20 protein-coding genes are annotated in these 25,922 nt (G+C 61.6%); 10 read left to right on the top strand and 10 right to left on the bottom strand.

Annotation, left to right across the window (positions count from 1 at the left end; genetic code table 11):
• Positions 1 to 14: 14 nt before the first annotated feature.
• From ABMC88_RS08660 to ABMC88_RS08640, 5 genes are all read right to left on the bottom strand, one after another.
• Positions 15 to 416: a hypothetical protein gene (locus ABMC88_RS08660; protein WP_349576466.1), complete on the bottom strand. Its 402-nt coding sequence runs from the start codon at positions 414 to 416 to the stop codon at positions 15 to 17.
• A complete protein-coding gene (gene accD / locus ABMC88_RS08655) occupies positions 413 to 1,372 on the bottom strand; it encodes an acetyl-CoA carboxylase, carboxyltransferase subunit beta (protein ID WP_349576465.1) in 960 nt (319 codons plus the stop codon). The genes ABMC88_RS08660 and accD overlap by 4 nt, the downstream gene beginning before the upstream one ends.
• Positions 1,373 to 1,432: 60 nt before the next feature.
• Positions 1,433 to 2,329, bottom strand: coding sequence for a CPBP family intramembrane glutamic endopeptidase (locus ABMC88_RS08650; protein ID WP_349576464.1), 897 nt, complete (start codon positions 2,327 to 2,329; stop codon positions 1,433 to 1,435).
• A complete protein-coding gene (locus ABMC88_RS08645; RefSeq protein ID WP_349576463.1) occupies positions 2,329 to 5,400 on the bottom strand; it encodes an ABC transporter transmembrane domain-containing protein in 3,072 nt (1,023 codons plus the stop codon). Before ABMC88_RS08645 ends, ABMC88_RS08650 begins: the two co-directional genes overlap by 1 nt.
• Before the next feature lie 83 nt (positions 5,401 to 5,483).
• Complete coding sequence (locus ABMC88_RS08640) at positions 5,484 to 6,113, bottom strand: hypothetical protein (protein WP_349576462.1); 630 nt, start codon at positions 6,111 to 6,113, stop codon at positions 5,484 to 5,486.
• A 207-nt stretch (positions 6,114 to 6,320) separates the two neighbouring features.
• Between ABMC88_RS08640 and ilvD the strand changes: the two genes are divergently transcribed.
• From ilvD to ABMC88_RS08620, 4 genes are all read left to right on the top strand, one after another.
• Positions 6,321 to 8,087: a dihydroxy-acid dehydratase gene (ilvD, locus tag ABMC88_RS08635; protein WP_349576461.1), complete on the top strand. Its 1,767-nt coding sequence runs from the start codon at positions 6,321 to 6,323 to the stop codon at positions 8,085 to 8,087.
• The gene (locus ABMC88_RS08630) at positions 8,068 to 8,673 is read left to right on the top strand and encodes a hypothetical protein (protein WP_349576460.1); all 606 of its coding nucleotides are present in this window, start codon (positions 8,068 to 8,070) and stop codon (positions 8,671 to 8,673) included. The genes ilvD and ABMC88_RS08630 overlap by 20 nt, the downstream gene beginning before the upstream one ends.
• 117 nt (positions 8,674 to 8,790) lie before the next feature.
• Entirely contained in the window at positions 8,791 to 9,564 is a 774-nt protein-coding gene (locus tag ABMC88_RS08625; protein WP_349576459.1) for a DUF6478 family protein, read from the top strand.
• 30 nt (positions 9,565 to 9,594) lie between these two features.
• Complete coding sequence (locus tag ABMC88_RS08620; protein WP_349576458.1) at positions 9,595 to 9,969, top strand: hypothetical protein; 375 nt, start codon at positions 9,595 to 9,597, stop codon at positions 9,967 to 9,969.
• Between the two features lie 200 nt (positions 9,970 to 10,169).
• Here the strand turns inward: ABMC88_RS08620 and ABMC88_RS08615 are convergent, their stop codons facing one another.
• From ABMC88_RS08615 to gpmI, 3 genes are read right to left on the bottom strand one after another with little or no spacing between them, the layout of a single operon-like run.
• Complete coding sequence (locus tag ABMC88_RS08615) at positions 10,170 to 11,504, bottom strand: S41 family peptidase (RefSeq protein ID WP_349576457.1); 1,335 nt, start codon at positions 11,502 to 11,504, stop codon at positions 10,170 to 10,172.
• A 4-nt stretch (positions 11,505 to 11,508) separates the two neighbouring features.
• Entirely contained in the window at positions 11,509 to 12,630 is a 1,122-nt protein-coding gene (locus ABMC88_RS08610; protein WP_349576456.1) for a murein hydrolase activator EnvC family protein, read from the bottom strand.
• On the bottom strand, positions 12,627 to 14,144 hold the full coding sequence (gene gpmI / locus ABMC88_RS08605) for a 2,3-bisphosphoglycerate-independent phosphoglycerate mutase (protein WP_349576455.1): 1,518 nt from the start codon (positions 14,142 to 14,144) through the stop codon (positions 12,627 to 12,629). Before gpmI ends, ABMC88_RS08610 begins: the two co-directional genes overlap by 4 nt.
• Before the next feature lie 537 nt (positions 14,145 to 14,681).
• Between gpmI and ABMC88_RS08600 the strand changes: the two genes are divergently transcribed.
• Entirely contained in the window at positions 14,682 to 14,861 is a 180-nt protein-coding gene (locus ABMC88_RS08600) for a zinc-finger domain-containing protein (protein WP_349576454.1), read from the top strand.
• 71 nt (positions 14,862 to 14,932) lie between these two features.
• The gene (polA, locus tag ABMC88_RS08595; RefSeq protein WP_349576453.1) at positions 14,933 to 17,722 is read left to right on the top strand and encodes a DNA polymerase I; all 2,790 of its coding nucleotides are present in this window, start codon (positions 14,933 to 14,935) and stop codon (positions 17,720 to 17,722) included.
• A 75-nt stretch (positions 17,723 to 17,797) separates the two neighbouring features.
• Here polA and ABMC88_RS08590 read toward each other — a convergent pair whose 3' ends face one another.
• Together ABMC88_RS08590 and ABMC88_RS08585 are read right to left on the bottom strand one after the other, a co-directional pair.
• Positions 17,798 to 18,553 carry a hydroxypyruvate isomerase family protein gene (locus ABMC88_RS08590; protein WP_349576452.1) on the bottom strand — a complete coding sequence of 252 codons (756 nt, stop codon included), beginning with the start codon at positions 18,551 to 18,553 and terminating at the stop codon, positions 17,798 to 17,800.
• 7 nt (positions 18,554 to 18,560) lie between these two features.
• Positions 18,561 to 19,145, bottom strand: a complete 585-nt coding sequence (locus ABMC88_RS08585) for a DUF1285 domain-containing protein (RefSeq protein ID WP_349576451.1) — start codon at positions 19,143 to 19,145, stop codon at positions 18,561 to 18,563.
• Positions 19,146 to 19,215: 70 nt separating this feature from the next.
• Here ABMC88_RS08585 and ABMC88_RS08580 point away from each other — a divergent pair, with 70 nt between their 5' ends.
• From ABMC88_RS08580 to ABMC88_RS08565, 4 genes are read left to right on the top strand one after another with little or no spacing between them, the layout of a single operon-like run.
• Positions 19,216 to 20,241, top strand: a complete 1,026-nt coding sequence (locus ABMC88_RS08580; RefSeq protein WP_349576450.1) for an AAA family ATPase — start codon at positions 19,216 to 19,218, stop codon at positions 20,239 to 20,241.
• Positions 20,238 to 21,119 (top strand): DUF58 domain-containing protein, encoded by an 882-nt coding sequence (locus ABMC88_RS08575; RefSeq protein ID WP_349576449.1) that lies wholly within the window; start codon positions 20,238 to 20,240, stop codon positions 21,117 to 21,119. Before ABMC88_RS08580 ends, ABMC88_RS08575 begins: the two co-directional genes overlap by 4 nt.
• The gene (locus tag ABMC88_RS08570; RefSeq protein WP_349576448.1) at positions 21,116 to 23,881 is read left to right on the top strand and encodes a DUF4159 domain-containing protein; all 2,766 of its coding nucleotides are present in this window, start codon (positions 21,116 to 21,118) and stop codon (positions 23,879 to 23,881) included. Before ABMC88_RS08575 ends, ABMC88_RS08570 begins: the two co-directional genes overlap by 4 nt.
• Complete coding sequence (locus ABMC88_RS08565; protein ID WP_349576447.1) at positions 23,878 to 25,920, top strand: hypothetical protein; 2,043 nt, start codon at positions 23,878 to 23,880, stop codon at positions 25,918 to 25,920. Before ABMC88_RS08570 ends, ABMC88_RS08565 begins: the two co-directional genes overlap by 4 nt.
• Positions 25,921 to 25,922 lie beyond the last annotated feature (2 nt).

The following is a 25,922-nucleotide window of genomic DNA, read 5'->3' as shown; positions in this document are numbered from 1 at the left end:
TCCTGTGAATAAGGTCAGGCGGGGATTTTGCGGGTACGGATCATGTATACCAAAAGCCCGCCTGCTACGACATCCAATGCGCCGCAAAACGCGGGCCACCATGCGGGACCGGGGTTGTTGGTGAACAGTACAAGCACGTCGAACAGACCATGGGCGATGATGCCCAGCGCGATCAGAATCGCCCCTTGGCGAAAGCCCACGGCGGCAAGGGTTGCGAAGGCCAGAAAGGCGGCAGCATGTGCGACGATTATCAGCGCCGTCGCATTGGCCTGTACCGCAAAGACAGGCCAGAAGAACGCGATTGCGCCCAACAGGACGGCGATGCCGCTGCGCTCTTTCAATGCATCCATGCGGTAGAGCGCGGCAATCACGCATACCCCTGCCAAAGCGCCGAAGAACATCGGCCACAGGATCATGATTCGGGTTTAGGCTCCGCCGCTGCCTCGGGGGTATCGGCCTTTGGCGTTGGCGCGGCGGCCAGATCTTCGGGCGCAGGCGCAGGCAGATCACCGCGCACGGCAGGGGGCAGGCCTAACAACATGCGCACGATGGTAATCAACTCGTCGCGCATTTGCGGGCGCGGGGTGACGCGGTCCAACATGCCGTGGTCCAGCAGGTATTCGGCGCGCTGGAATCCTTCGGGCAGCTTTTCGCGGATGGTTTGTTCAATCACGCGCGGGCCGGCAAAACAGATCAGCGCGTTCGGCTCGGCGATATGCACATCGCCCAGCATCGCATAGCTGGCCGTCACACCGCCTGTCGTCGGATGGGTCAACACGACGATATAGGGCAGGTCCGCGTCTTTGAGCATTTGCACCGCAACGGTCGTGCGCGGCATCTGCATCAGGCTCAGGATGCCCTCTTGCATCCGCGCCCCACCAGCGGCGGAAAACAGCACCAGCGGGCGGTTCAACTTCACCGCTTCTTCGGCGGCGGCGATGATCGCGTTGCCGACATACATCCCCATGGAGCCCGCCATAAAGCTGAAGTCCTGCGCACAGGCCACGATGGGCGTGCGGCCGATCTCGCCTGTGGCGACCAGCATGGCCTCGTGTTCGTTGGTCTGTTTTTGCGCGGCACGCAAACGGTCGGGGTATTTCTTTTGATCGCGGAATTGCAGCGGGTCCACGGTGGGCGCGGGGACTTTGACCTCGTTAAAGATACCGCCATCAAACAAGGCGGTGAAACGGTCCCGCGGAGTGATGTGCATGTGGTGGCCGCAGTTGGTGCAGACGTTGAGGTTATCGCTCACCTCGCGGTGAAACAGCATGGTGCCGCATTCATCGCATTTCGTCCAAAGGTTCTCGGGGGTCTCGCGGCGCGAAAAGATCGAATTGATCCGCGGGCGGACATAGTTGTTGATCCAGTTCATAGCGGCGCCTCGTTACCTTACGTTCCCCCCTCAAATAAGGGGAGCGAAAGAGAATTGCAATCAACGCCGCAAGGCCAGCCGTGCAACAAGCCAACTGACCAGCATTGCGGCAAAATCAACAGGCAGCCATGCGCGCAAGGCATCGATATCCGCCATCCCGAAGGGCGTGTGCCACAACGCCAATCCACCCAGATTGTCAGGCAATGACGTAATCACCAGCGCCGTGACATTATTGACAAAATGAACAGCCAACGCAGGGCCAATGGTCCCTGCCCGTGCGGTCAGGTCCGCCATCAGCATCCCGAAGGCAAAGGCCCAAACAGTAATCATCACCGCGTTCTCGCCTGCCTCTGCGGGTTGGTAATGGCCCAGCGCAAAAATCACGGACGGCAGAACCATCCACACCAGAGGAGAGCGGAAGCGGGCGCCAAGCTGTTGCTGCAAATACCCGCGAAAGACGATTTCTTCGGCGCTGATTTGCACAAATACAGCCAGCAACGACAAGGGCAGCAAGGCCGTCCACACTCCGACGGCCATATTCGGGACCAGCGGGTCGGCGTAGCCGTAAGGCGGCAGAACCGACAGCACGATGCCCAAAAAAATCAACGCGCCCGTTACCCGCATGAATTGCGGGATGCACAGGGCCACGGGGCCCATCACGCTCAACGCCTCGCGGTGGTGCAGCACGCGCACCACCACAAAAACCGCAGCCGAGATCAGCGCGAAGCTGCCCAGCAAGATATACATTGCAACAGGGGTCGCCCCCGCGATCAGCGTATTCGCAAAAGCGGGTCCATCACTGGCAAACGCAAAGATGACCATCTGGTAGAGCTGCGTAAACAGCACATAAAGCACCACGATCGCGACTACGCCCGCAACCGTCCGCCACAGCTCGGATCGTTTTTCGGCCACGACGGTGTGCAGGATGTGCGCGTCATAATCAGGGCGGAGCCGCATCACCTGTCGTCCTCATCCAGAGTGCGGGGGATTTCGATATTGGCGTCGCGGATTGTTTCCGCTGCCGCCGACAGATGCCCGCCCACCGTGCGCAGCAGGCTCAGCAACACGGTCTTGTCGTTTTCTACAACCGACCGGAACTGTTCGGCCCCGATGCGCAGGAATTGCGTCGGTTCCAGCGTGCGCAGCGTGACCTGACGCGGATCGCCAAGGATCACGGCCAGATCGCCGATCATGCGCCCCGGCTCCACCGTCGAGATATGCTGCGCACCATCTAAACCACGAGGGAACGTAAGCTCGGCCTTGCCCGTCACGCATAGATAAACGGCATCCGCGCTTTGGCCTGCGCTGAAGACGACCGTATCTTCGGGCGCGTCATACCATTTTGCCGCAAAAGCCAGCAGCCTTTGGGCGCGGCGTTCCAACCGGCCGAACAGGTCGTTGTGGTGGATCAGTGACAACTTGCGCCGCAAATCATCCGAGGCACTGGCCTCGGGATCATAAGTCTCTGTCCCCCCTACCCCGTCCAGCCGCCCGCCGCTGATTTCGACGAACATGTCATAGGTTTCAGGCGCGTCGAACCTGTCATCCAGAAAAATCTGCGTGGTGTCGGGCAGCAGCTCGCTGATGCGGGCGCGGACATTCGTCAGATCGCTTCCCTGCAACGCCTTATCCATAATCAGCACGTCAGGGCGTTTGATGCTGGCGCGGGTAAAGGCCGCCCTCTCGAGGATCGCGGGGGGCAGGTTGGTGCCGCCGATCGCCGTTGCCACGTCAAAGACGTTGGCCGCCACTTCGCGGCGCATGTCATGTGCGCTCAGCACGTCGGACACGGCGTCCATCACCAGATCTGCCTCGATCCCCGCCACATTTGAAATACGCCCATAGATCAGGTTTTCCAGCAAGGTCAGGCGCGGCAGATAGGTTTGTGGATCAATGGGCACGAACATATCGCTGGCCAACACGCGCAACTGCGCGCCACGTGTGCGGCGGATGCTGAGGATCTCTTCCTTGAAGTTTTCGGGAAAGGCGGGGCCGATCTGTTCAGCCGTAAAGGCAAACGGCACCGTCAGCAAAAGCGAAAACTCTTCTTCGCTGAGCGCACCATCGCCCCGCGTGCGGCGGCGGTTTGCGATCTCGACCAATTGTTCGTAGAGCGCCTCGTCAATGCCAAGCGCGGTAAACAGCGGGTGTTGGGTGCCATCCATGCCAAAAGTCTGGTGCAACGTCTCGACCAGCGTTTGCGAGATTGCAATGGCCTGCTCTGCCAGCCCCTCCCCCGCGATCATGCCAAGGAATACTTTTTCCGAGGCAAGGGTCAGCTGGCTGATGCTGCGGCGCGGGCTGGCGAACAGCAGGTTGCCCCCCAAAGGAACGGCAGGGTTAAAACTGTCTGGGTCAAACCGGTGGATCGCCCCCGTAAGTTTGCGCTTTTGCAGCTCTTCATACACAGCACCGCGCAGCGATACGATGCGTTTTGCCAGACCGCTGTGCAATTCGGCATCCATGATCGAGCCAAGCATCCCGCGCATGATCCCTTCGTCGGTATTGAGCACGCGGCTCAACTCGAACCACCAATCGCGGACATCGTCCATGTTCTCCAACTCGGCCAGCGCGGGGTCGAGCCAGTCGGCCTTGAGGCTGTCCAAGCTATTGCCTGCCCGCCGCGCTTCGATGCCGTCGCGGTCGCGGCGGTTGGGGTCCCACAGGACCGTCTTGGGCGAGGTCCGCAATGACATCAGCAGGTTGTCCCCAATGGTGCCTTGGAACAAATAGGGCTGCGCCTGCACATAGCCGATGCGCGCCGCAATCACTGTCTGGTGCAGGGTCGCAATGTCATGGCCGCCCATTGTCACGCTACCCCGTGTCGCCATGACTTCCCGTGTGAGCAGTTCAGCCATGGCGCGGCGCTCGGACACGGTCGAGGTTTTGATAGCGACTTGGGCACCTTGGGGAATATCCAGCGTGAGGTCGCGCAAAACCGCGCTCCCGTCGCCGTTGCGGACATATACGTCCTTGAGGTGAATATCGCCCTTGAGGCGCGGTACTTCTGCGGGGGCACCCGTCAGAAGCGCCTCGTCAATGGCATCCTCGGGGTCAAACCGCTCGGTCACGACGTCCCAGCGCAAAGCCATATCCTGCGTCTGGTTGTAATAGGCCAACAGCTCCTTCCACGGCGCGCTGAGGTCTTTGTACGCAGCAAGAGCCGCCACAAGCGCGCCCACCGTAATGTCGCCTTGGATCACAAGGATACCGCCAACAAGGTAGAAGAAAAACGGCGTCAGCTGTGTGATGAAGTTATTGAGGAACTTCATAAAGAATTTCTTTTGGTAGATTTTGAAGCGGACATTGAACAGGCGGCCCAGCCGTTCGGTAAAGCCCGCCAGCCGGAACCGCAGCCCGCCATTGGTGCGCAAATCGGTGATGCCTGCCGCCGTCTCACCGATCTCGGAGGAGAACTGGCGCACCTCTTTGATGCGCTCTTTGTTCAGCAGGTTGATCTGTCGTTGCAGCAGCGGGATGACATAGGCCTGCAACGGGATCAGGGCGATGCCCGCCAGTCCAAACCAGAACGACTGCAAAAACAGGAACACAAGAATCAGCAGCATCTGCCCCGCCTGAAACACAGGCTGCGCGATGAAGTCCCCCATCAACCCGCCCATCGGCTCGGCCTCGGAGGTGACCATGCTGACCAGCTCACCCTGACTGGTATTCTGGAAATAGCGCTTGGGAAACCGCGTCATACGAGAAATGAGAGCAAAGCGGAACCGACGCAAAAGCCGTTCTGCAACGACACCTTTCATCGTGTTCAACCGCATTTTCAACAGCCCGTGCGCAAGCACCGCAAGCAGATAACCCACACAAAGCGCCGTCAGGAATTGTATCTGGCTGAGCTGATAGCCAAAGGTCATCACCATCGGATCTTCGGCACCGATGGCATCGTTGATGATCCGTTTGGGCAATTCGAGCGTCGCATACAAAAACGGGAAGGTCAGCAATGTGACGCCCAGCAATACAAACTGTTGCCGTTTTGAATGCTTCCAGATGAAAGCGGAAATGCTGCGGTCCATGCGTGGCTCTCGATCGGTTAGGGGGGGAAGGTAAGCGCTTACCCCGCGGGATACAATGTAGCCCTTCCCTTACCGTTGCACAGTCAGGGGCAGATAATTGTCGCGACCACCGATAGCTTTCCCGATTTCATGCCTTCGGGGTGTAGTGCTGCGACCTTGGGCGGGTCGATTTGCCCGATCTTGCAGCGCGGTTGGGTTTTCGCCAATGCAGCACGGGTCAGCCTCAACCGCTCTGCCCGCGTCAGGGACAAACCCGTTGTGCAGCCATATTTGCCGCCCCATGTGTCGTTGCAAAATGCGATCTTGCCGCCGCGTGTGACGACCGGCTTGAACTTGGTCCGTCTTTCGCGCTTGCGCTGGCTTTTCACCACCACCGCTGCACCTTTGGATTTCACCCGCCCGCCCACAAGCGATGCCTCGTATTTTTGCCAGTCCCTTTCTGTCGGCTGGCGCAAACCGCGTGCCCTGTTGCGGCGGTCATACGCGTCAGATGTCCAGCCAAAGCGGAAGGCGTAGGTGTTTGGTATTTTGATCTTGCGACTTGCCACAACCCGAGAGATGCGGACCTCTATCCGCCCGACCTCAACCGTTGCTTTAGGCGATTGTGCCCCGACCTGATGGCCACTGATCGGGTCGGAATAACCGTCCCCGCAGGCCGACAACAAAAGCGCGCACAGGCCCCAAACGCCCACCCCTCGAACAAAGCTCTTCATGGATCACGGCTCCCTACTCACTACTCTTAACGGGACCACCGGTAGCGGCCGTGCCTTGCGGCGAAAAGTAGGGGAAACCCCCATTCGGGCGGTCGTTTTCACTGCTTTGCACTGAAAAAGCCGCGCCTCCAAGGGCGCATCCTGTCTTGCCTCTGCGCCCGCGCTCGCCTATCCGTTTTCACAACACAGATCAGGGAGAGCGCCACAATGTCCACCAACGCCCGTTTCGACAAAGATAAATTGCCCAGCCGCCATGTGACCGAAGGGCCCGCACGCGCGCCGCACCGGTCGTATTACTATGCGATGGGCATGACCGAGGAAGAAATCCACCAGCCTCTGGTCGGCGTGGCAACCTGCTGGAACGAGGCAGCCCCCTGTAACATCGCGCTGAACCGTCAGGCGCAATCTGTGAAGGTTGGCGTTGCTGCCGAGCAAGGCACGCCGCGCGAATTCACCACCATCACCGTCACCGACGGCATCGCCATGGGCCACGAGGGCATGCGCTCCTCGCTCGCCTCGCGTGAGGCGATTGCCGACACGGTTGAGCTGACCATGCGCGGCCACTGCTATGACGCGATTGTGGGGCTGGCTGGTTGTGACAAGTCCCTGCCCGGTATGATGATGGCGATGATCCGCCTCAACACGCCGTCTGTGTTCATGTACGGCGGTTCCATTCTGCCGGGTCAGGCGCCCAAGGACGCAGACGTGCCTGCCAACTTCGCCGACCGTGACCTGACCGTGCAAGACATGTTCGAGGCCGTGGGCAACTGGCAGAATGGCTCGCTGTCTGAGGCCGCTCTCGAAGTGTTGGAGCGCGTGGCCTGCCCGTCGGCGGGTGCCTGCGGCGGCCAGTTCACAGCCAACACGATGGCCTGTGTCTCCGAGGCGATCGGCCTTGCGCTGCCCAACTCATCCGGCGCGCCTGCGCCTTACAAAAGCCGTGACGAATACGCGATTGCGTCCGGCAAGGCCGTGATGAACCTGATTGAAAAGAACATCCGCGCCCGCGACATCTGCACCCGCGAAGCGTTTGAAAACGCGGCCCGCATCGTGGCCTGTACAGGTGGCTCGACCAACGCGGGTCTGCACCTGCCCGCCATGGCGCATGAGGCAGGCATCGAGTTCTACCTTGAAGACGTCTGCGAGATCTTCCGAGACACGCCTTATTTCGTCGACATGAAGCCGGGCGGCGCTTACGTGGCCAAGGACCTTTACGAGGCAGGCGGCGTACCTGTTGTGATGAACGAGCTGCGCAAAGCGGGCCTGATCCATGAAGACTGCATGACCGTCACAGGCTATTCCATGGGCGAAGAGCTGGACAAAATCGAACGCGAGGCAGACGGCAAAGTCATCCACTCTGTATCTAATCCGATCAGCACCACAGGTGGCGTTGTCGGCCTGAAGGGCAACCTTGCCCCCGAAGGCGCGATTGTGAAAATCGCGGGCATGGCCGAAGAAGACATCGTGTTCACCGGCCCCGCGCTGGTGTTTGAATGTGAGCAGGACGCATTTGAAGCCGTGCAGAACCGCACCTACTCCGAAGGCGATGTGTTCGTCATCCGCAACGAGGGCGCACGCGGCGGCCCCGGCATGCGCGAGATGCTGGCGACCACGGCGGCGCTGTCGGGTCAGGGCATGGGCAAGAAAGTGGCACTGATCACCGATGGCCGTTTCTCGGGCGCGACACGCGGTTTCTGCGTAGGCCATGTGGGGCCAGAGGCCGCGATGGGCGGGCCGATTGGCTTGCTCAAGAACGGCGATATGATCACGCTGAACGCGATCACGGGTTCCATTTCCGTTGACCTGACGGATGAAGAGCTGGCCGCACGCAAAGCCGCGTGGGAAGGCCCCCGTGAGAACTTGTATGCCTCGGGTGCGTTGTGGAAATACGCGCAGTTGGTTGGCCCGACCTACCTGGGTTGCGTCACCCACCCCGGAGCCAAGGTCGAGCGCCATGATTACATGGAGCTCTAAACCGCTCATCGCCTTGGCTGTCGTCACGACACTGGCAGCCTGTGATGACGCAATGGACCCAAGCACTCTTCTGGCGGGATTGGCCTCGCCGGAAGACGCGGCAAAGTCCACTGTCCCGCTGACCCAAGCGTTGATGATGCGCGGCAATGTCACGCTGGTCCCGCCCGCAGGGTATTGCATAGACCCCGCCAGCCTCACCCAAAGCTTTGCGCTAATGGGACGCTGCGACGCGCTGGGCGCGGCCGACCGCGGAGCAAGCGCCCCCGTGGGCGTGATGACCGTGAGCATCGCCCGCAGTACCAAATCCGCCCCCCTGCCCAGTGCCGCTGATGTCGCTGCAGCAAGTGCTGTCGGCGCACCCCAAGATACACGGAAAAGCGACACAAGCCTTGTGTTCAAAACCACAGGCACCGCGCCCGCCGCAGGCCTTTCACCCCAGCATTGGCGTGCCTTGGCAAAACTGGGCCGTTATACGATTGGGGCCGCGCTTTTTGGTCCGAAAGGACATCGTGCGGTGACAGCCGAAGGGGCGGACTTGCTTGCCGACATGCTGAAACGCACAACGGCAAAGACAAACGCAAGCTGAACGGACGCGATGCTTGCACGCATAGGCTGTTGCGTGGCATCTTAGCGAAAAATGCGCGTATTCGGTTCTTGGATACACAGGCAGCATAAGCCCGAACAGAGCAACAAGGCGAGCAGAATGGCCAAAATTGGCGGAAACCTTTTTGATGCGGCGTTTTACAGCCGTGGGATTGCGAAATGGGCGCGGATTGCGCGGATGGCCCGTTCTGCCGATCTGGGCGCGTTGCGGCGGCAACGGCTGAAAGCACGACAGCTCAAGGCGCATCTCGATGAGTTGATCCATATCTCGGACGAGCGGTTGGCGCTGCCGCTCGAAGGATCAACCAGCTTTCCCAAACCGCACAACGCCGATTGGGCGTGGCGCCCCGAACTGTGGCGCGGCCCGCTTCCAAACCCCGGATTGTCGGCCGTGCAAACACGTTCAATGCTGGGCAACGAGGTGACGCTGTTTCATGATTGCGACTTTTCCGAACTGACCCTGCGCCAGTTGCGCAACCTGCGTGCGGAAGATCTGGCACCTTACGGGCTGCGCATGGATGTTTTCCGTTTTGACGGCTCGTTCCTGTCGCTGGTGGTTGATCTGCCCGAAGACGGCGTAGACGGCCTCAAACGCACGCATCTGATCCGCATGGATGTGATCGTTGAACTGGAAAAACCCATCGAGATATTTGCACGTCTCAACATCAAAAACGGGCCGAACACGGAACAGATCGTGCGCGAACTGGACCTGAGCGGGGACCAGACCACGGTCGAATTCGACCTTGCCTATTCCACTCTGAACGAGCGGCGGGTTGAGGGCGCGTGGATCGACCTCATCTTTGAAGGGCCCGAAATGAACCAGGTTGCCTTGCGCGATCTTACCTTTTCGCGCCGCCCGCGTGCGCAAATCTAGACACCCCCGACAATCGGGACGGAGAATGCGATGACCAACCTTGTACTGACCAAGACCAAGATGCGCCAAGGTGTGTGGGAGGGGCTGCTCACCGGCGCTGAAAGCGGCGTCACGCCCAAGCTGGACGTTACCCATGAGGGTACCCAAGTGCGCGATGTCACGGTGACCGCGCTGGAAGATGGCAGTGGCCACGCAGTTGCGATTCCGATCCCGACCGAGGCGATCTCGGACGGGATGCAAACCGTGCTGATTGCGGATGCGGACAGTGATGAAAAGCTGGGCGCGATCACCTTGATGGCGGGCGAGGCATTGGGCGATGACATGCGGGTCGAAGTCGACCTGTTGCGCGCCGAGCTGGACATGCTGAAACGCGCCTTCAGACGTCACTGCCTTGAAACAACATAACCTTGTAATCTGCACGGTCTTGCTGCTGCAAACCGATGTACAAAGCCGTTGATGTCCTGCCCGCCGCACGGCGGCAAGATGCTGCCTGCTTGTTATCCGTTCGATGCACAGGCTGCCCGGAAAACCCTGACGTTCATGCCTGCAATGAAAAAGGCCGCCCCCGTTAGGGAGCGGCCTGTTGGTCCGACAGTGAGCCAGTCCTACTCTTTTGGACCCAGTGCCGACAGGCCTCTGAGGATGTCGATGGCATACGCCAGTTGATAGTCTTCGATCCGCAATTCGGCTGCTTGTTCTGCCTTTTCGCGGTCTTCCATGATCTGGTTGATCTCGTCCTCGGTCAGGCTGTCATTGCTCAGGCTGCCGCGCAGGTCCGATTCAGAGCGCGAGCGGCGGGCTGGTGTGTCCTCCTCCTCTTTCTCGGCACGGCGGGGCGGTTGGGCGACAACGATGTCAGGCGAGACACCAAGCGACTGGATCGAACGACCCGACGGCGTGTAGTAGCGTGCCGTAGTCAGGCGCATGGCCCCTTCAGAGCGCAGCGGCATTACCGTCTGGACCGACCCTTTGCCAAAGCTCTTGGTGCCGATCACAATTGCACGGCGGTGATCTTGCAACGCGCCCGCAACGATTTCAGACGCCGAGGCAGAGCCGCCGTTGATCAGCACCACAATCGGTTTGCCTTCGGCCAGATCGCCCATCTTGGCGTTGAAGCGATCCCCGTCTGATGCCTCGCGGCCCCGAGTGCTTACGATCTCGCCCTCGTTCAGGAAGGCATCGGACACTTTGATCGCTTGAGTCAGCAAACCGCCGGGGTTGTTGCGCAGGTCGATGACAAAACCGTTGACCGCGTCGATGCCGCCTGCGGTCTCGACCTTCTCGGCCAATTGCTCGGCCATTTTGGGGTATGTCTGGTCGTTGAACGTGCTCAGGCGCAGCACGACACTGTCCCCTTCGGTACGCGAACGCACAACTGTCAGCTCGATCGTGTCGCGGGTGATGGTCACATCGAACGGCTCTGTCTCGCCTTCGCGCACAACGGTGATCACGATGTCAGAGCCGACAGGCCCGCGCATCAGCTCAACCGCTTCGTCCAGCACCAGACCCAGCAGGCTTTCGCCGTCGACGTGGGTGATGAAATCGCCGGCCTCGATGCCGGCCTCATCCGCAGGCGTGCCGTCGATGGGCGAGACGACTTTGACAAAGCCCTCTTCCTGCGTGACCTCGATCCCGAGACCGCCGAATTCACCACGCGTCTGTTCGCGCATCTTGGTGGCATCCTTGGGCGACAGATAGCTGGAATGCGGATCAAGCGAGGTCAGCATCCCGTCAATCGCCGCCTCGATCAGCGCACCGCTGTCGACTTCTTCGACATATTGCGCGCGGATGCGTTCAAAAATATCGCCAAACAGATCAAGCTGTTCGTACACGTTCGAGGTTTTAGCAGCTTCTTGCGCCAAAAGCGGTGCGGCGATCTGGGTCGTGGCGACGACGCCCAGAAACGTGCCACCCGCTGCGGCCATCAAAAACTTCTTCATCTATCTATCCATCCTTGTCTGTCCGAAACCAAGATTCGGGATCTTGGGGAACATTATCCTGTCTTACCTCTATATAGAGCGTTTCTGAGCGCGCAGCACCAGCCCCATCACCATCTGTTGACAATTCAGCCCCTGTTCCGCCCATCAACCCGATTGGCGTGCCTGCGGCAATGACTTGTCCGATCTCACCGTAGACCACCCCAAGCCCTGCAAGCACAAACAACGTGTCGGCGCGTGGCTCTAGAATCATGACGTTACCAAAGTCCAATAGCGGCCCCTGATAGCGTATCGTTGCGGCGGTGGGCGATGTGACAATCGCACGCGGGCGCGTGGCCAACAGCAGACCGGGGCGGGCCACGCCTGCGGCGTCCGCTTCGTTCATGCCGCGCAGAACAAGGCTTTGCACCGGTAGCGGTAGCTGCCCGATCTGGCCTTCGATGTTCACCGGCGTCTCGACGTTGACATCCTCGTTGGTGACAATCTCGCTGAGCCCCGAGGCGAAACCATCCAGCGTCTCGGTCGAGGCAATCAGAATCGCGGTTGAAACAGGGTCTTCGGTAAAGCGTTTGGGCAGCTGCGTCCGCTCTGCCATGGCTTGATTAAGCGCGGTGCGGGCCGATTGTACCGCAGCAAGGCTGCTGCGCAGGCGTTCTTCGGCATCGGTTTGCAGGGTCCGCAGGGTTTGCACATCCTCCAGATCACGGCGCAGTTGTTCGGCCCGCTGGTTCAATGCGGGAGTGAGTTCAGCCAACAGCAACCCCGCCCGCGCCGTGCCAGTCGGCCCATCAGGATGCAGCAACGCTGTAGGATTATCGGTGCCGATGCTTTGCAACACAGCCAGCAATTGGCCCACTTCGCTGTCGCGGGCATCCAGCCGTGCGCTAAGCTGAGATTCGCGGATCGCGGCCTGTCGCAGGCCCGTGCGCATTGCGGCCAGACCGGTCTCGAACGCCTGTATCGTCTCGGTCAAGGCACGAACACGGTCACGCGCCCCGTCTGCGGCATCCAGCTTTTCTGACGCGTCCTCCAACATGGTCACAGCCGCACGCGCCTGCGCCGCCGCATCGCCTTGGGCCGTCGCAGGGCCAGCAAGGGCCAGCATCAAGAGAAGCGTGCGCCAGATCATGTGAGCAGGCTTTGCCCTGTCATCTCGGGCGGTTGATCAAGCCCCATGAGCGCCAAAACGGTCGGTGCCAGATCAGCAAGCCGCCCTGCCCGCAAGCCCGCGCCCGCGGGCGCGCCCACCACAACCACCGGCACAGGGTTGAGCGTATGCGCCGTGTGCGGCCCGCCTGTTTCAGGGTCGATCATCATTTCACAGTTGCCGTGATCGGCGGTCACGATCATCGCACCGCCAACACCCTCCAACGCCTCTAATGCTTGGCCAAGGCCCGCATCCACGGCCTCGCAGGCGGCAATCGCAGCTGACAGATCGCCTGTGTGGCCGACCATATCGGGGTTGGCGAAATTCACCACGATCAGATCGTATTGCGCCTTGATCGCGGCGACCAGCTTGGCGGTTACCTCGGCGCAGGACATTTCGGGCTGTAGGTCATAGGTGGCGACATCGGGCGACTTTGGCATGGCGCGTTCTTCGCCCGCCTCGGGGGCCTCTGCGCCACCGTTGAGGAAGAAGGTGACATGAGGATATTTCTCGGTCTCGGCCACACGGAACTGGCGCAGGCCTTTTGCTGCGACCCATGCACCCAGCGTGTTGATGATCTCGGGCTTGGGGTACATCGTAGTCATATACTCGGCATGCTGGGTCGAGTATTCGGCCATGCCCATCACGGCGGCCCAATGCACTGCGCGACCACGGTCAAACCCGTCAAAGGCGGGCGCGGCAAGGGCGGCCATAATCTCGCGCGCGCGGTCAGCGCGGAAGTTCAGGCAGAAAAAGCCGTCACCGTCGCGTGCGCCCGCATAGTCGCCAATAACGCTGGGTTTGATGAACTCGTCCACGATGTCAGCGGCGTACGACTCCTCGATCACCTTGCGCGGGTCGGCGGCGGCGTCGCCCTGCCCCTGCGCAATAGCCTCATACGCGAGCGAGACGCGGTCCCAGCGGTTATCGCGGTCCATTGCATAGTAGCGGCCCGCCAGAGTTACGATCCGTGCCCCCGATGGCAGGGCGTCCTGCAGTACCGCCATATCGGCCAGCGCCGATTGCGGTGCCACATCACGCCCGTCAGTCAGCGCGTGGATCACCACAGGAATACCCGCCGCATCCAGCGCCTGCACGGCGGCAATCAGGTGCGTGATATGACCATGCACACCCCCACCCGACACAAGGCCCATCAGATGCGCGGTGCCGCCGCTGTCTTTCAACGTTGCGATAAAATCCTGCATCGGCGCATGGGTGGCAAAGCTGCCCTCCTCGATCGCCAGATCAATCTGGCCCAGATCCATGGCGACCACACGGCCTGCACCGATGTTGGTATGCCCAACCTCGGAATTGCCCATCTGCCCGCGGGGCAGGCCCACGTCAGGACCATAAGTAATCAACGTCGACGCGGGGCATTCGGCTGTGATCCGGTCCATATTCGGCGTCTTCGCCAGAAACGGCGCATCACCGCTTTTCACTGCGCCAATGCCCCAGCCATCAAGAATGCAAAGGACAACAGGTTTGGGCAAAGACATTGGCGGCAAGCTCCGGCAGGGGAAAGGCATTGCCGCTTTGTATCCAGTGCAAGACGGGACGGGAACCACTTTTTGGCACCTGTCGGTTCTGCGATCCTGATACGGCGGGGTAAATAGCCCTCAGGGGTGCTGGTCGAACCAGCGATTGGCAGTCAATTCACCGCGGAACAAGCACCTAATATGATGACTTGTTGCACAGGCTGGGGAGCGCTGGGCGTCTTTAATGAACATCGGGCCAATCCCCCTAAGGGTTCAAGAAGATCGGGGTTAAAATAGGTCTTTAAAACAGGTCTCTCTATGGGATCAGGATGCCGCGTACCCTGCACCCACCGCAAACATAATCTGACCAATTGTTCGAAAATTGGGCGCAAAAACTGGTCGAATCCCCGATTTCGGCAGGCCACTACCCCATTTGGGGTACGCATATTCGGTCCCGGTACGGCTCTGATCCGCGTTTGGCACAGCCTGCCCCTTGCCCGCGCCTGCGGCATTGGTCATAACAGCACGGATCCTTCCACCCCGATCAAAGGGCCTGACATGACCGCAAATGCACCTGAAACCCGCATCGTGACATCCAACCGCGTGGCCTGTGACGGCGGTGGCGGCGCGTTGGGCCATCCCCGCGTCTGGCTTCAAATCCCTGCCGACAAAGGCTGGGTTGAATGCGGCTATTGTGACTGCAAATACATTCTTGCAGGTTTTGAAGGCAAAGTCTGAACCTTCTTGTCTGGCGGCTCTGACTGTGGCGTGGCAAAAGGAAGGCCAGCGTACATGAGGAGCACGAGACAATGGCATTCGGCAAAGGTCATCACCTTCACCTGATCGACGGATCGGCGTTTATTTTCCGCGCTTATCACGCGCTGCCTCCACTGACGCGCAAATCCGACGGGCTGCCGATTGGCGCGGTGTCGGGCTTTTGCAACATGTTGCAACGCTATGTGGAAGGGAACGCAGGCAGTGACGTGACCCACGTTGCGGTGATCTTCGACAAAGGCAGCCACACTTTTCGCAACGAGATGTACGACCAGTACAAAGCCAACCGCGAGGCGATGCCCGAAGACCTGCGCCCGCAGATACCGCTGACCCGCGAAGCGACCCATGCCTTCAACATCGCCTGCGAAGAAAAAGAGGGATACGAGGCCGACGACATCATCGCCACCCTATCCGTTCAAGCCCGCGAGGCGGGCGGCCGCTGTACGATCATCAGCAGCGACAAGGACCTGATGCAGCTGGTCGGTGGCGGGGTCGAGATGTTCGACGCGATGAAAAACAACCACATCGACCGCGACGGCGTGCATGCCAAATTCGGCGTCTACCCCGAGCGCGTGGTGGATGTGCAAGCACTCGCAGGTGATTCGGTTGATAACGTGCCGGGTGCGCCGGGGATCGGCATCAAAACCGCCGCCCTGTTGATCAACGAATACGGCGATCTGGACACCCTGCTGGAGCGTGCCGAGGAAATCAAACAACCCAAACGCCGCCAGACCCTGATCGACAATGCCGATCAAATCCGCCTGTCGCGCAAGCTGGTGCTGCTGGACGACAAGACCCCGCTGGACTTCACCCTCGATGATCTGGAGGTCCGCGACCCCGACCCCGAAAAGCTGCTGGCGTTCCTGTCAGAGATGGAGTTCCGCACACTCACCAAACGCATCGCAGATACGCTCAAGGTCGAGGCCCCCGCCATCCCCGAACCAGCGCCCAGCGCCGATGTGCCCCAGATCGAAGCCGTGCCGTTTGACCAGGCCAAATACACGCAGGTCAGCGATGCCGCGACCCTGCAAACATGGCTCGACAAGATATACGCCCGTGGCTACGTCGCCGTCGATACTGAGACGACGGGCCTGAATGACATGACTGCCGACTTGGTCGGCATCAGCCTGTGCGTCGAGGCGGGCGAGGCGTGCTACATCCCGCTCCTCCACAAAGCCAACCGTGGGGACGACCTGTTCGGCTCGGATGATCTGGCCGAGGGGCAGATGGGGGTTGAGGAAGCCTTGCAGATGCTGACGCCGATGCTGCGCGATCCCGCGATCCTGAAGATCGGGCAGAACATGAAATACGATGCCAAGATTTTTGCGCAGCTTGGGATTGAGGTAACCCCTTTCGACGACACGATGCTGATGTCCTACGCCATGAACGCGGGCCTGCACGGCCACGGCATGGACACCCTGTCCGAGCGGTATCTCAACCACACGCCGATCCCGATCAAACCGCTGCTTGGCTCTGGCAAGTCCGCGATCACCTTCGACAAGGTGCCCATGGCCGACGCCGTCCCCTATGCCGCCGAGGACGCCGACATCACCCTGCGCCTGTGGCAGCACCTCAAACCCGGCCTGCACCGCGCCCAGACAACCCGCGTCTACGAGACGCTGGAGCGCCCCCTCGTCCCAGTCCTTATGCAAATGGAACGCCACGGCGTCGCTGTCGACCGCGACACCCTCAGCCGCATGTCCAACGCCTTTGCCCAGAAAATGGCGGGGCTTGAGGCTGAAATTCACGAGCTCGCTGGCCGCAGCTTTAACGTAGGCTCGCCCAAACAACTGGGCGAAATCCTGTTTGATGAAATGGGCCTCGAAGGCGGCAAAAAGGGCAAAACAGGCGCCTATGCCACGGGCGTCGACGTGCTCGAAGACCTCGCGACCGAACATGACCTGCCCGCCCGCGTGCTTGACTGGCGGCAGCTGAGCAAGCTGAAATCAACCTACACAGACGCGTTGCAAACCCATATCAACCCCGACACGGGCCGCGTGCATACGTCCTACTCCATTACGGGTGCTTCCACAGGTCGCCTTTCCTCCACAGACCCCAACCTGCAAAACATCCCGATCCGCACCGAAGAAGGCCGCCGCATCCGCGAGGCCTTTGTCGCCCCCGAGGGCAAAACCCTCGTCGCCCTCGACTACAGCCAGATCGAGCTGCGCTTGCTGGCCCATATCGCCGACCTGCCCGCGCTGAAACAGGCCTTTGCAGATGGCCTCGACATTCACGCCATGACCGCGTCCGAGATGTTCAACGTGCCGCTGGACGAGATGACCCCGGACATCCGCCGCCAAGCCAAAGCGATCAACTTCGGTGTCATCTACGGCATCTCGGGCTTCGGCCTTGCGCGCAACCTGCGCATCCCCCGCGCTGAGGCCCAAGGCTTCATCGACCGTTACTTCGAGCGCTTCCCCGGCATCCGCACCTATATGGACGACACCAAAGCCTTCGCAAAAGAGCACGGCTATGTCCAAACCCTCTTTGGCCGCAAAATCCACACCCCCGAGATCGCCTCAAAAGGGCCCCGCGCGGGCTTCGCCGCCCGCGCCGCAATCAACGCACCAATTCAAGGCACAGCCGCCGATGTGATCCGCCGCGCCATGATCCGAATGCCCGATGCCATCGCCCACCTGCCCGCAAAAATGCTGCTTCAGGTCCACGACGAGCTGCTGTTCGAAGTCGACAAAGGCGCCGAAGACGACCTGATCACAGCCGCCCGCACGATCATGGAAAACGCCTCCGACCCCGTCGTGAAACTCGACGTAAAGCTAAGCGTCGATGCAGGCACAGGCTCTAACTGGGCAGAAGCCCACTAGCCCTATTTTGCTGGCCATAAATTCTCCGGGGGGATCGTCCCCTCGGGGACGATGGGGGCTGGTCCTCTTTCGCGCTCAGACCATGCGCATCCAGTCCAAAGTCGCACACGTGTCAGGGCCGGGCGTATACTCGCCACTCACCCACCCGTCATACCCGCCGTCCCGCATCACCCCGAAAAGGTTTGCAAAATCGACATCCCCACTTCCCGGAACGCCGCGCTCGGGCGTATCGCCGATTTGCACGTGGGCGATGATGTCGCGGTAGGTGTCGAACACCTGCACCGCATCCCCGTGGATCATCTGCGCGTGATAGCTGTCGAATTGCAGCTTCACGTTCGGTGCATCAACTGCGGCGATGATCTCGGCCGCCAACCCGTAATCATTCAGGAAATACTCGGGCTGCGACTGCGGGCACAGCGGTTCGATCGTCAGGGTCAAACCCTCATGCGCCGCCTCCGCTGCGGCCTTAAGGTTGTCTATCATCACATCGCGCGCAGCGTCGCCACGGGCCACGCCCGACATCACGTGGATCATCGGCACACGCAGCGCCTGCGCATAGCGACCCGCGCGGCGCATATCATGGGCAAACCGCGCCTCATCCCCCGCCACCGCAGCAAACCCCCGCGCCCCGCCGGTGTAGTTCGGCGGCGGCGCGTTGATCAGCACCATCTCCAACCCGCCGCGCAGCAAAGCCCGCTGGGTGTCTTTTGCGGGGATGTCGTAGGGAAACAACACCTCCACCCCCGCAAAGCCCGCTTTGGACGCCGCATCGAACCGGTCCAGATAGGGGAGTTCGGGCCAAAGGTGGCTCAGGTTCGCGGCGGGTTTCATGTGGGGATCAATCCTCGGCTGGCAGGTCTTCCGACGGGATGATGCCAAAGAACGCACCACCCGACCAGACCCCGAACCAGCCGTCATGGTGCACGCCCAGATCAACCAAACGGTAAAAGCTTTTGCGGTCGATCAGCGCCTCAAGATTGCGGCGCACACGTACATAGGGCGATGGCTCTCCACTGTCGGGATCACGGACAAACCGCAACGGAGCGTCTTCGCCCGCGACGGTGATGTCCTCAAGGTTGGTGGTGAAAGTCAGCCGCTGGGCCGTTCCTTCCCCGGATGCCTCAAAGTCCACAGCCACAAAGGGCGCATCCGCCACGCGGATACCAACCTTTTCGACGGGCGTGACCAGAAAATAGTCATCCTCTTCGCGGATCAGAATCGAGGCGAAAAGCTTGACCAATCCCTGCCGCCCGATGGGCGTTCCTTCGTAAAACCACGTCCCGTCGCGGCGGATTTCCATATCGATGTCGCCGCAGAACGGCGGGTTCCACGTCTCTACCGGCGGCAATCCGCGTGTTTTTGTGGCTTTTATCGACGCCGCAAGGCTTTCCGCTGACGGTGTCACAGTTTTTTGTCCGCTCATTACTTTTGCCATTCCCTCTAATCGAGATACACTTGCATGATACGGATATAACCTGCACAGCGGAGAAGTCATGACCCAAGCGGACACACAAGCAGCGGAAGACATGGTCGAACAGATCGAAGCCTTGGGCGAAAAGCTGGGGCAGGCGCGTAAATCCATCACCGCTCGCTTCATCGGTCAGGACCGCGTGGTCGAGTTGACGCTGACCGCTTTGCTGTGCGGTGGGCACGGCTTGCTGGTCGGTCTGCCGGGTCTGGGAAAGACACGGTTGGTAGAAACGCTTGGCACCGTCATGGGCATGGACGGCAAGCGCGTGCAGTTCACACCCGACCTGATGCCAGCCGACATCCTCGGCTCCGAAGTGTTGGAGACGGATGCAAAGGGGGCCCGCAGTTTCCGCTTCATCGAGGGGCCGGTATTTTGCCAGCTTCTGATGGCGGATGAGATCAACCGCGCCAGCCCGCGCACGCAATCCGCATTGTTGCAGGCGATGCAGGAAAAGACAGTGACCGTCGCGGGCCAAAACCGCGAGCTGGGGAAACCGTTCCACGTTCTCGCCACGCAGAACCCGATTGAGCAGGAAGGCACCTACCCCCTGCCCGAAGCGCAGCTTGACCGTTTTCTGGTGCAGATCGACATCGACTATCCTGACCGCGACACCGAACGTGACATCCTGATCGCCACCACTGGCGAGGCCGAGGCAGAATCGGTCGAGGTCTTCACCTCGGGTGAGTTGCTGGACGCCCAGCGCCTGCTGCGCCGGATGCCCGTGGGCGATTCGGTGGTTGAGATGATCCTTGATCTGGTCCGCGCTTTCCGCCCCGACGAAGAAGATGCAAGTGCGCGTGTCAAAGAAACCGTGGCATGGGGTCCCGGCCCGCGTGCGGCGCAGGCTTTGATGTTGGCTGTTCGGGCGAGGGCCTTGTTGCAGGGGCGGCTTGCCCCCTCTGCCGAGGACGTGATCGATATGGCCCGCCCTGTGCTGACGCACCGCATGGCGCTGAACTTTGCCGCCCGCGCACGCGGCGACAGCCTGACCGCACTGATTGACGAAACAGCAACCGCGCTCGCCTCTCCCAAAGCCGCCGTTGCATGAGTGATCCCCTCAGCCTTCGCGCGGCCTCGGAAGCCGAGGCCGCCGCCCTGCCTGCTCTGCTGGCGCGGGCCGAGCATCTGGCCGGTGCCGTCCTGTTGGGCGCGCACGGGCGCAGGCGTGCAGGCGCGGGGGATGATTTCTGGCAATACCGCCCCGCACAGATTGGCGACAGCCGCCGTGCCATTGACCACCGCCGCTCGGCGATGGGCGACACCGAATTTGTGCGCGAACGCGAATGGCAGATTGCGCAGTCGGTCATGCTGTGGGTCGATCAGGGGGCCTCGATGCGCTTCGCCTCGTCAGACGCGCTGCCGCAAAAGATCGCCCGCGCCCGTGTGCTGGCCTTGGCCACCGCTATCCTTCTCAACCGTGGGGGGGAGCGCGTGGGCCTGACAGGGACCGAGCTTCCGCCCCGTGCGGGCCGTCCGCAGATTATGGCGCTGGCGCAGATGTTTTGCCGCGACGATGCGGCCGATTACGCACCGCCCGAACACCGCGCCATGATCCCCCATGCGCGGGCTGTGTTCATTTCGGATTTCATGGGGGACATCGACGGGGTGCGCACCGCATTGACCAAAGCCGCTGATCGCGGCGTGCGCGGTGTGCTGCTGCACGTGCTTGACCCGTCCGAGGAAGCATTCCCCTTCACCGGACGCACCATATTCGAAAGCATGGGCGGCACGCTCAGCCATGAGACGCTGAAAGCCAATGACCTGAAAGCCCGCTATCTTGAGCGACTGGCCGAACGCAAGGCAGAGCTGCAATCGCTCTGTGCGCTGACGGGATGGCAATACGGGGTGCATCATACTGACAGCACCGCGCAGGCGGGTCTGTTGTGGTTGTATGCTGCGCTGGATGCGCGGGCGGTGGCGGCATGATGGCATTGGGCGGGATCGGGTTCACGGCGCCGTGGCTGTTGCTGGCGCTTGGCCTGTTGCCAATTCTGTGGCTGTTGCTGCGTGCGGTGCCGCCTGCCCCGATCAAACGCCGCTTTCCGGGTGTTGCACTACTGCTCGGCCTCAAGGACGACGAGACAGTCTCGGACCGCACACCGTGGTGGCTGCTGCTACTTCGGATGCTGGCGGTTGCGGCGATCATTGTCGGGCTGGCGGGCCCCGTGCTGAACCCCGAAACGGATAAGGCCGATGGCGATGGTCCGCTGCTGTTCGTGCTGGACGGGACGTGGGCGGGGGCGACCCGCTGGCCCCAGCAACAAGAAGCGATCGAGGCGCAGCTGGCCCGCGCTGGCCGCCTTGGCCGCACTGTCGGCTTCCTGACCCTCACAAGGCCCGAGCCGCCCGTGTTCCAGTCCGCCGATGTCTGGCGCAGCAGATTGGCGGGCCTTGTGCCGGCGCCGTGGCAACCCAGCGCCGATATGCTGGCCTCCGCGCAGGCTGCGCTTGCAGACGCGGGCAGCTTTGACACCGTCTGGTTCAGCGATGCGCTGACCTATGCAGGCCGTGACGATCTGTTGGCGGTCTTGCAGAGCCGCGGCACCGTCGAAGCCTATCAAACGGCTGCAAACGTCATGGCAATCCTGCCCCCCACCTATGATGAAGGCGCGATCCAGCTTCGCGTATTGCGCGCCGTGGCAGGCCAAGCACGCGAAGTGACCCTTCAGGCCCAAGGCCGCGATCCCGCTGGCAATGCCCGCATCCTCGCCACAGTTCCCGCCGTGTTCGAGGAAGGCACAACCGAGGCCACCGCCGCCCTTGTCCTGCCGTCCGAATTGCGGGCGCGGATCACACGGTTCGACATTGCGGGCGGGCGCTCAGCCGGTGCTACCGCGCTCAGCGATGACGGGTTGCAGCGGCGCGAGGTCGCGCTGATTGCCTCCCGCGAAAGTCGCGAAGTGTTGGAGCTGTTGTCGCCGTTGCATTATATCGAACAGGCGCTGAAACCGACGGCTGATCTGATAAGAGGCTCGCTGACCGATGCGCTGCCTGCCAATCCTGATGTGATCGTTCTGGCCGATGTGGCCACGCTGTCCACTGCCGAGGCGACCCCTCTGACCACTTGGATTGAAGAGGGCGGGATGCTGGTGCGTTTTGCAGGTCCGCGTATCGCGGCAAGCGACATTTCCCGCGTGGACGAAGACCCCCTGATGCCCGTGCGCCTGCGCGCAGGTGGCCGCAGCGTCGGCGGCGCAATGAGCTGGGGCGAACCGAAATCGCTCTCGGCTTTCTCGAACGATTCGCCCTTCTTTGGCCTGACCATTCCCGATGATGTCACCGTTAGCGCACAGGTCGTGGCGCAGCCTGACCCGACGCTGGCAACCCGTGTGATTGCCGCCCTCAGCGATGGCACCCCGTTGGTCACCCGCAAGACCGTAGGCCAAGGCCAGATCGTTCTGTTTCACGTCACGGCGACGGCCGAATGGTCCACGCTGCCCCTGTCGGGTCTGTTTGTAGAGATGTTGGAGCGGTTAGCCATTGCCTCCTCTGCCGCCAGCGCCACGCCAGACGCGCTGGAGGGCACCACATGGATACCCCGCCGTGTGCTGGACGGGTTCGGCGTCTTGTCGGACGCAGACACTTTACCGGGCGTGGCGGGGCCGGCCTTGGTTGTGGACGCGGCAGGGCCGATGCTGCCCCCGGGTCTGTATACCTCTGGCGACCGCACACTGGCCCGCAACGTGACGACTGCCGACACCGAGCTGACCCCCGCAAGCTGGCCCGCAGATGTGCCCGTGCGCGGCTTTGCTGTGGCCCCTGAACAACCCGTTGCAGGCTGGCTGCTCAGCCTTGCGATCCTGCTTTTGCTGGCTGATGTTGTTGCCTCCCTTGCGCTGTCGGGCCGTTTGCTGAGCCGCAGCAACGCCACTGCCGCCGCAATTGCAGCCCTTTTTCTGATCGCCCCCCCAGTCGATGCCCAAACCGCCGAGGAGGAGTTTGCGCTGACCGCGACATCCGAACTCACGCTGGGGCATATCATTACGGGCGATGCCCAAGTGGATGAGGTTGCACTTGCGGGACTGACGGGCCTAAGCGACACTTTGTTCTTCCGCACCTCGGTCGAGCCTTCTGCCCCGACGGGCGTCAACCTCGAGACCGACGAACTGGCGTTTTTCCCGATCCTCTATTGGCCCATCACCCCGCGCCAGCCGACGCCTTCGGCCGACGCATATGCAAAGCTGAACGACTATCTGCGTTCGGGCGGGATGATCCTGTTTGACACCCGCGACGCGGATACGGCGCGGTTCGGCGCCTCCAGCCCGAATGGCCGCAAGTTGCAAGACCTCGCCGCGCCGCTGGATATCCCCGCGTTAGAGCCGCTTCCCAGCGATCATGTGATTACGCGCACCTTCTATTTGCTGCAGGATTTCCCCGGCCGTCACAACAGCCGCGATGTCTGGGTCGAGAAAGCAGACCCTAATAGCGAACAGGTCGAAGGGATGCCCTTTCGCAACCTGAATGACGGCGTGACGCCGGTGGTAATTGGCGGCAACAACTGGGCGGCGGCATGGGCTGTGAACAGTCGCGGCGGACCACTGCTGCCCGTCGGGCGCGGCTATAGCGGAGAGCGGCAGCGCGAGATCGCTTACCGCTTTGGCATTAATCTGGTGATGCATGTGCTGACCGGAAACTACAAATCGGATCAGGTTCACGTGCCTGCGCTTTTGGACAGGTTGGGCCAATGACATCCAGTATCGTATTTGACCCGTTGGTCCCTTGGCCCTTGTTAGTCATGGTTGCCGTCATCGCCGCCATCGGCGTGGTGTTGGCGCTGCTGCGCGGATTGCGCGGTTGGCCGTTGCGCGGGCTGGCGGGGCTGGTCGTGCTGGCCGCGCTCAGCGGTCCCTCGTTCCAACAAGAAGACCGCGCCCCCCTCAGCGATATTGTTCTGATGCTGGAAGACCAAAGCGCCAGCCAGCGCCTTGGGGATCGGGCGGACCAAACCGTGACGGCCGCAGACAGGCTTGCCACGCAGATCGAGGCACGCCCCAACACCGAACTGCGCCGCATTCCCGTTCTGGACGGGCAGGGCGACGCCGGAACCCGCCTGATGAGCGCCCTGTCAGACGCCCTTGCCGAAGAACCCCGTGCGCGGGTGGCAGGGGTCTTGGCCGTGACGGACGGGCGCGTGCATGACGCGGACCTGCCCGTTGACCTGCCCGCCCCCTTCCATGTCATCCTTAGCGGGCTGCAAACCGATTGGGACCGCCGCCTGAGCGTGGTTGGTGCCCCTGCCTTTGCCATCATAGGGGAGCCTGTGGTGCTGACCCTGCGCATCGACGATCTGGGGGCCGCCCCTGCGGGGGCAGAGTTTACCGAGCTTGATATCTCGATCGACGGCGACGCCGCGCAGCGCTTTACCGTGCCCATTGGCGAAGACCTCGAATTGCCCGTGACCCTGCCCCACGGCGGGCGCAACGTGATCCGCTTTTCTCTGCCGCAGGCAGAAGGCGAGCTGACGGACCGCAACAACGCCGCTGTCATCCAGATGAACGGTGTGCGCGACCGCCTGCGCGTGTTGTTGGTGAGTGGTGAGCCGCACGCAGGCGGACGCACATGGCGCAACCTTCTGAAATCCGACAGCTCGGTTGATCTGGTGCATTTCACCATCCTGCGCCCGCCCGAAAAACAGGACGGCGTGCCCGTGTCCGAGCTGTCGCTGATTGCTTTCCCTACACGCGAGCTGTTCATGGAGAAGATCGACGACTTCGATCTGATCATCTTTGACCGCTACAAACGGCGCGGTATTCTGCCCGCGCTGTACCTTGAAAACATCGCCGACTACGTGCGCAAAGGCGGCGCTGTTCTGGTCTCGGCGGGGCCCGACTTTGCCAGTGCCGACAGCATCTTCCGCTCGCCGCTTGGCGCTGTGATGCCCGCGATGCCCACCGCCCGCGTGATGGAGGAACCCTATTCCCCCACGGTCGCCGACCTTGGCAATCGCCACCCCGTCACGACCGAGCTGCCGCAGAATGGCGATTGGGGTCGCTGGCTGCGCCAGATCGAGGTGAACCAGACGTCGGGCAATACCGTGATGACGGGGATCGACGACCGCCCGCTTCTGATCCTTGACCGTGTGGACGAGGGGCGCGTGGCGTTGCTCGCTTCGGATCATGCGTGGCTGTGGAACCGCGGCTATGAAGGCGGCGGCCCGCAACTGGAGCTGTTGCGCCGTCTGGCCCATTGGATGATGGGCGAACCCGAGCTGGAAGAGGAAGCGCTGACCGCGACAGCAGACGGCCAGACCATGCGAATCGTGCGGCGCACATTGGCCGAAACTGTTCCCCCGCTCACCATCACCAGCCCTGATGGCACTACCACCGAACTGCCGATGGCGCCCGGTGCGCCAGGTCGGTTTGAGGCAACCTTCACCGGTTCCGGGATCGGGCTATACCGTCTAGAGAACGGCGACCAGTTGAGCGTGATCGGCCTTGGCCCCGCCGCCCCGCGTGAATTTGTCGAGACGATTGCAAATGCCAGTATTCTGGAGCCTGCCATCGCGGCGCTGCGCGGTGGCACCGTGCGGATCGAAGACGGGCTGCCCCGACTTCGCAATGTGCGTGCAGGGCGCCCCGCAGCAGGGCGCGGGTGGATCGGACTGACGCCGCGTGCCGCATACGAGACCCGCGATGTGATACAGACGCCCCTCCTGCCTGCGTGGCTTGTCCTGTTGCTCAGCGCGGGTTTGATCACCGCTGCGTGGCTGCGCGAAGGGCGGCGGTAGCC

Origin of the sequence: Sulfitobacter aquimarinus (assembly GCF_040149565.1) — a bacterium.
In the GTDB taxonomy this organism is placed as follows: Bacteria; Pseudomonadota; Alphaproteobacteria; order Rhodobacterales; family Rhodobacteraceae; genus Sulfitobacter; species Sulfitobacter aquimarinus.
The sequence above is the reverse complement of the archived record's forward strand: the minus strand, read 5'-3'. Positions and strand labels throughout refer to the sequence as shown.

Coding starts and splice junctions, on each gene's coding strand:
- ABMC88_RS08660 (WP_349576466.1), bottom strand. CDS start 416: ATGATCCTGTGGCCGATGTTCTTCGGCGCTTTGGCAGGGGTATGCGTG.
- accD (WP_349576465.1), bottom strand. CDS start 1,372: ATGAACTGGATCAACAACTATGTCCGCCCGCGGATCAATTCGATCTTT.
- ABMC88_RS08650 (WP_349576464.1), bottom strand. CDS start 2,329: ATGCGGCTCCGCCCTGATTATGACGCGCACATCCTGCACACCGTCGTG.
- ABMC88_RS08645 (WP_349576463.1), bottom strand. CDS start 5,400: ATGGACCGCAGCATTTCCGCTTTCATCTGGAAGCATTCAAAACGGCAA.
- ABMC88_RS08640 (WP_349576462.1), bottom strand. CDS start 6,113: ATGAAGAGCTTTGTTCGAGGGGTGGGCGTTTGGGGCCTGTGCGCGCTT.
- ilvD (WP_349576461.1), top strand. CDS start 6,321: ATGTCCACCAACGCCCGTTTCGACAAAGATAAATTGCCCAGCCGCCAT.
- ABMC88_RS08630 (WP_349576460.1), top strand. CDS start 8,068: ATGATTACATGGAGCTCTAAACCGCTCATCGCCTTGGCTGTCGTCACG.
- ABMC88_RS08625 (WP_349576459.1), top strand. CDS start 8,791: ATGGCCAAAATTGGCGGAAACCTTTTTGATGCGGCGTTTTACAGCCGT.
- ABMC88_RS08620 (WP_349576458.1), top strand. CDS start 9,595: ATGACCAACCTTGTACTGACCAAGACCAAGATGCGCCAAGGTGTGTGG.
- ABMC88_RS08615 (WP_349576457.1), bottom strand. CDS start 11,504: ATGAAGAAGTTTTTGATGGCCGCAGCGGGTGGCACGTTTCTGGGCGTC.
- ABMC88_RS08610 (WP_349576456.1), bottom strand. CDS start 12,630: ATGATCTGGCGCACGCTTCTCTTGATGCTGGCCCTTGCTGGCCCTGCG.
- gpmI (WP_349576455.1), bottom strand. CDS start 14,144: ATGTCTTTGCCCAAACCTGTTGTCCTTTGCATTCTTGATGGCTGGGGC.
- ABMC88_RS08600 (WP_349576454.1), top strand. CDS start 14,682: ATGACCGCAAATGCACCTGAAACCCGCATCGTGACATCCAACCGCGTG.
- polA (WP_349576453.1), top strand. CDS start 14,933: ATGGCATTCGGCAAAGGTCATCACCTTCACCTGATCGACGGATCGGCG.
- ABMC88_RS08590 (WP_349576452.1), bottom strand. CDS start 18,553: ATGAAACCCGCCGCGAACCTGAGCCACCTTTGGCCCGAACTCCCCTAT.
- ABMC88_RS08585 (WP_349576451.1), bottom strand. CDS start 19,145: ATGAGCGGACAAAAAACTGTGACACCGTCAGCGGAAAGCCTTGCGGCG.
- ABMC88_RS08580 (WP_349576450.1), top strand. CDS start 19,216: ATGACCCAAGCGGACACACAAGCAGCGGAAGACATGGTCGAACAGATC.
- ABMC88_RS08575 (WP_349576449.1), top strand. CDS start 20,238: ATGAGTGATCCCCTCAGCCTTCGCGCGGCCTCGGAAGCCGAGGCCGCC.
- ABMC88_RS08570 (WP_349576448.1), top strand. CDS start 21,116: ATGATGGCATTGGGCGGGATCGGGTTCACGGCGCCGTGGCTGTTGCTG.
- ABMC88_RS08565 (WP_349576447.1), top strand. CDS start 23,878: ATGACATCCAGTATCGTATTTGACCCGTTGGTCCCTTGGCCCTTGTTA.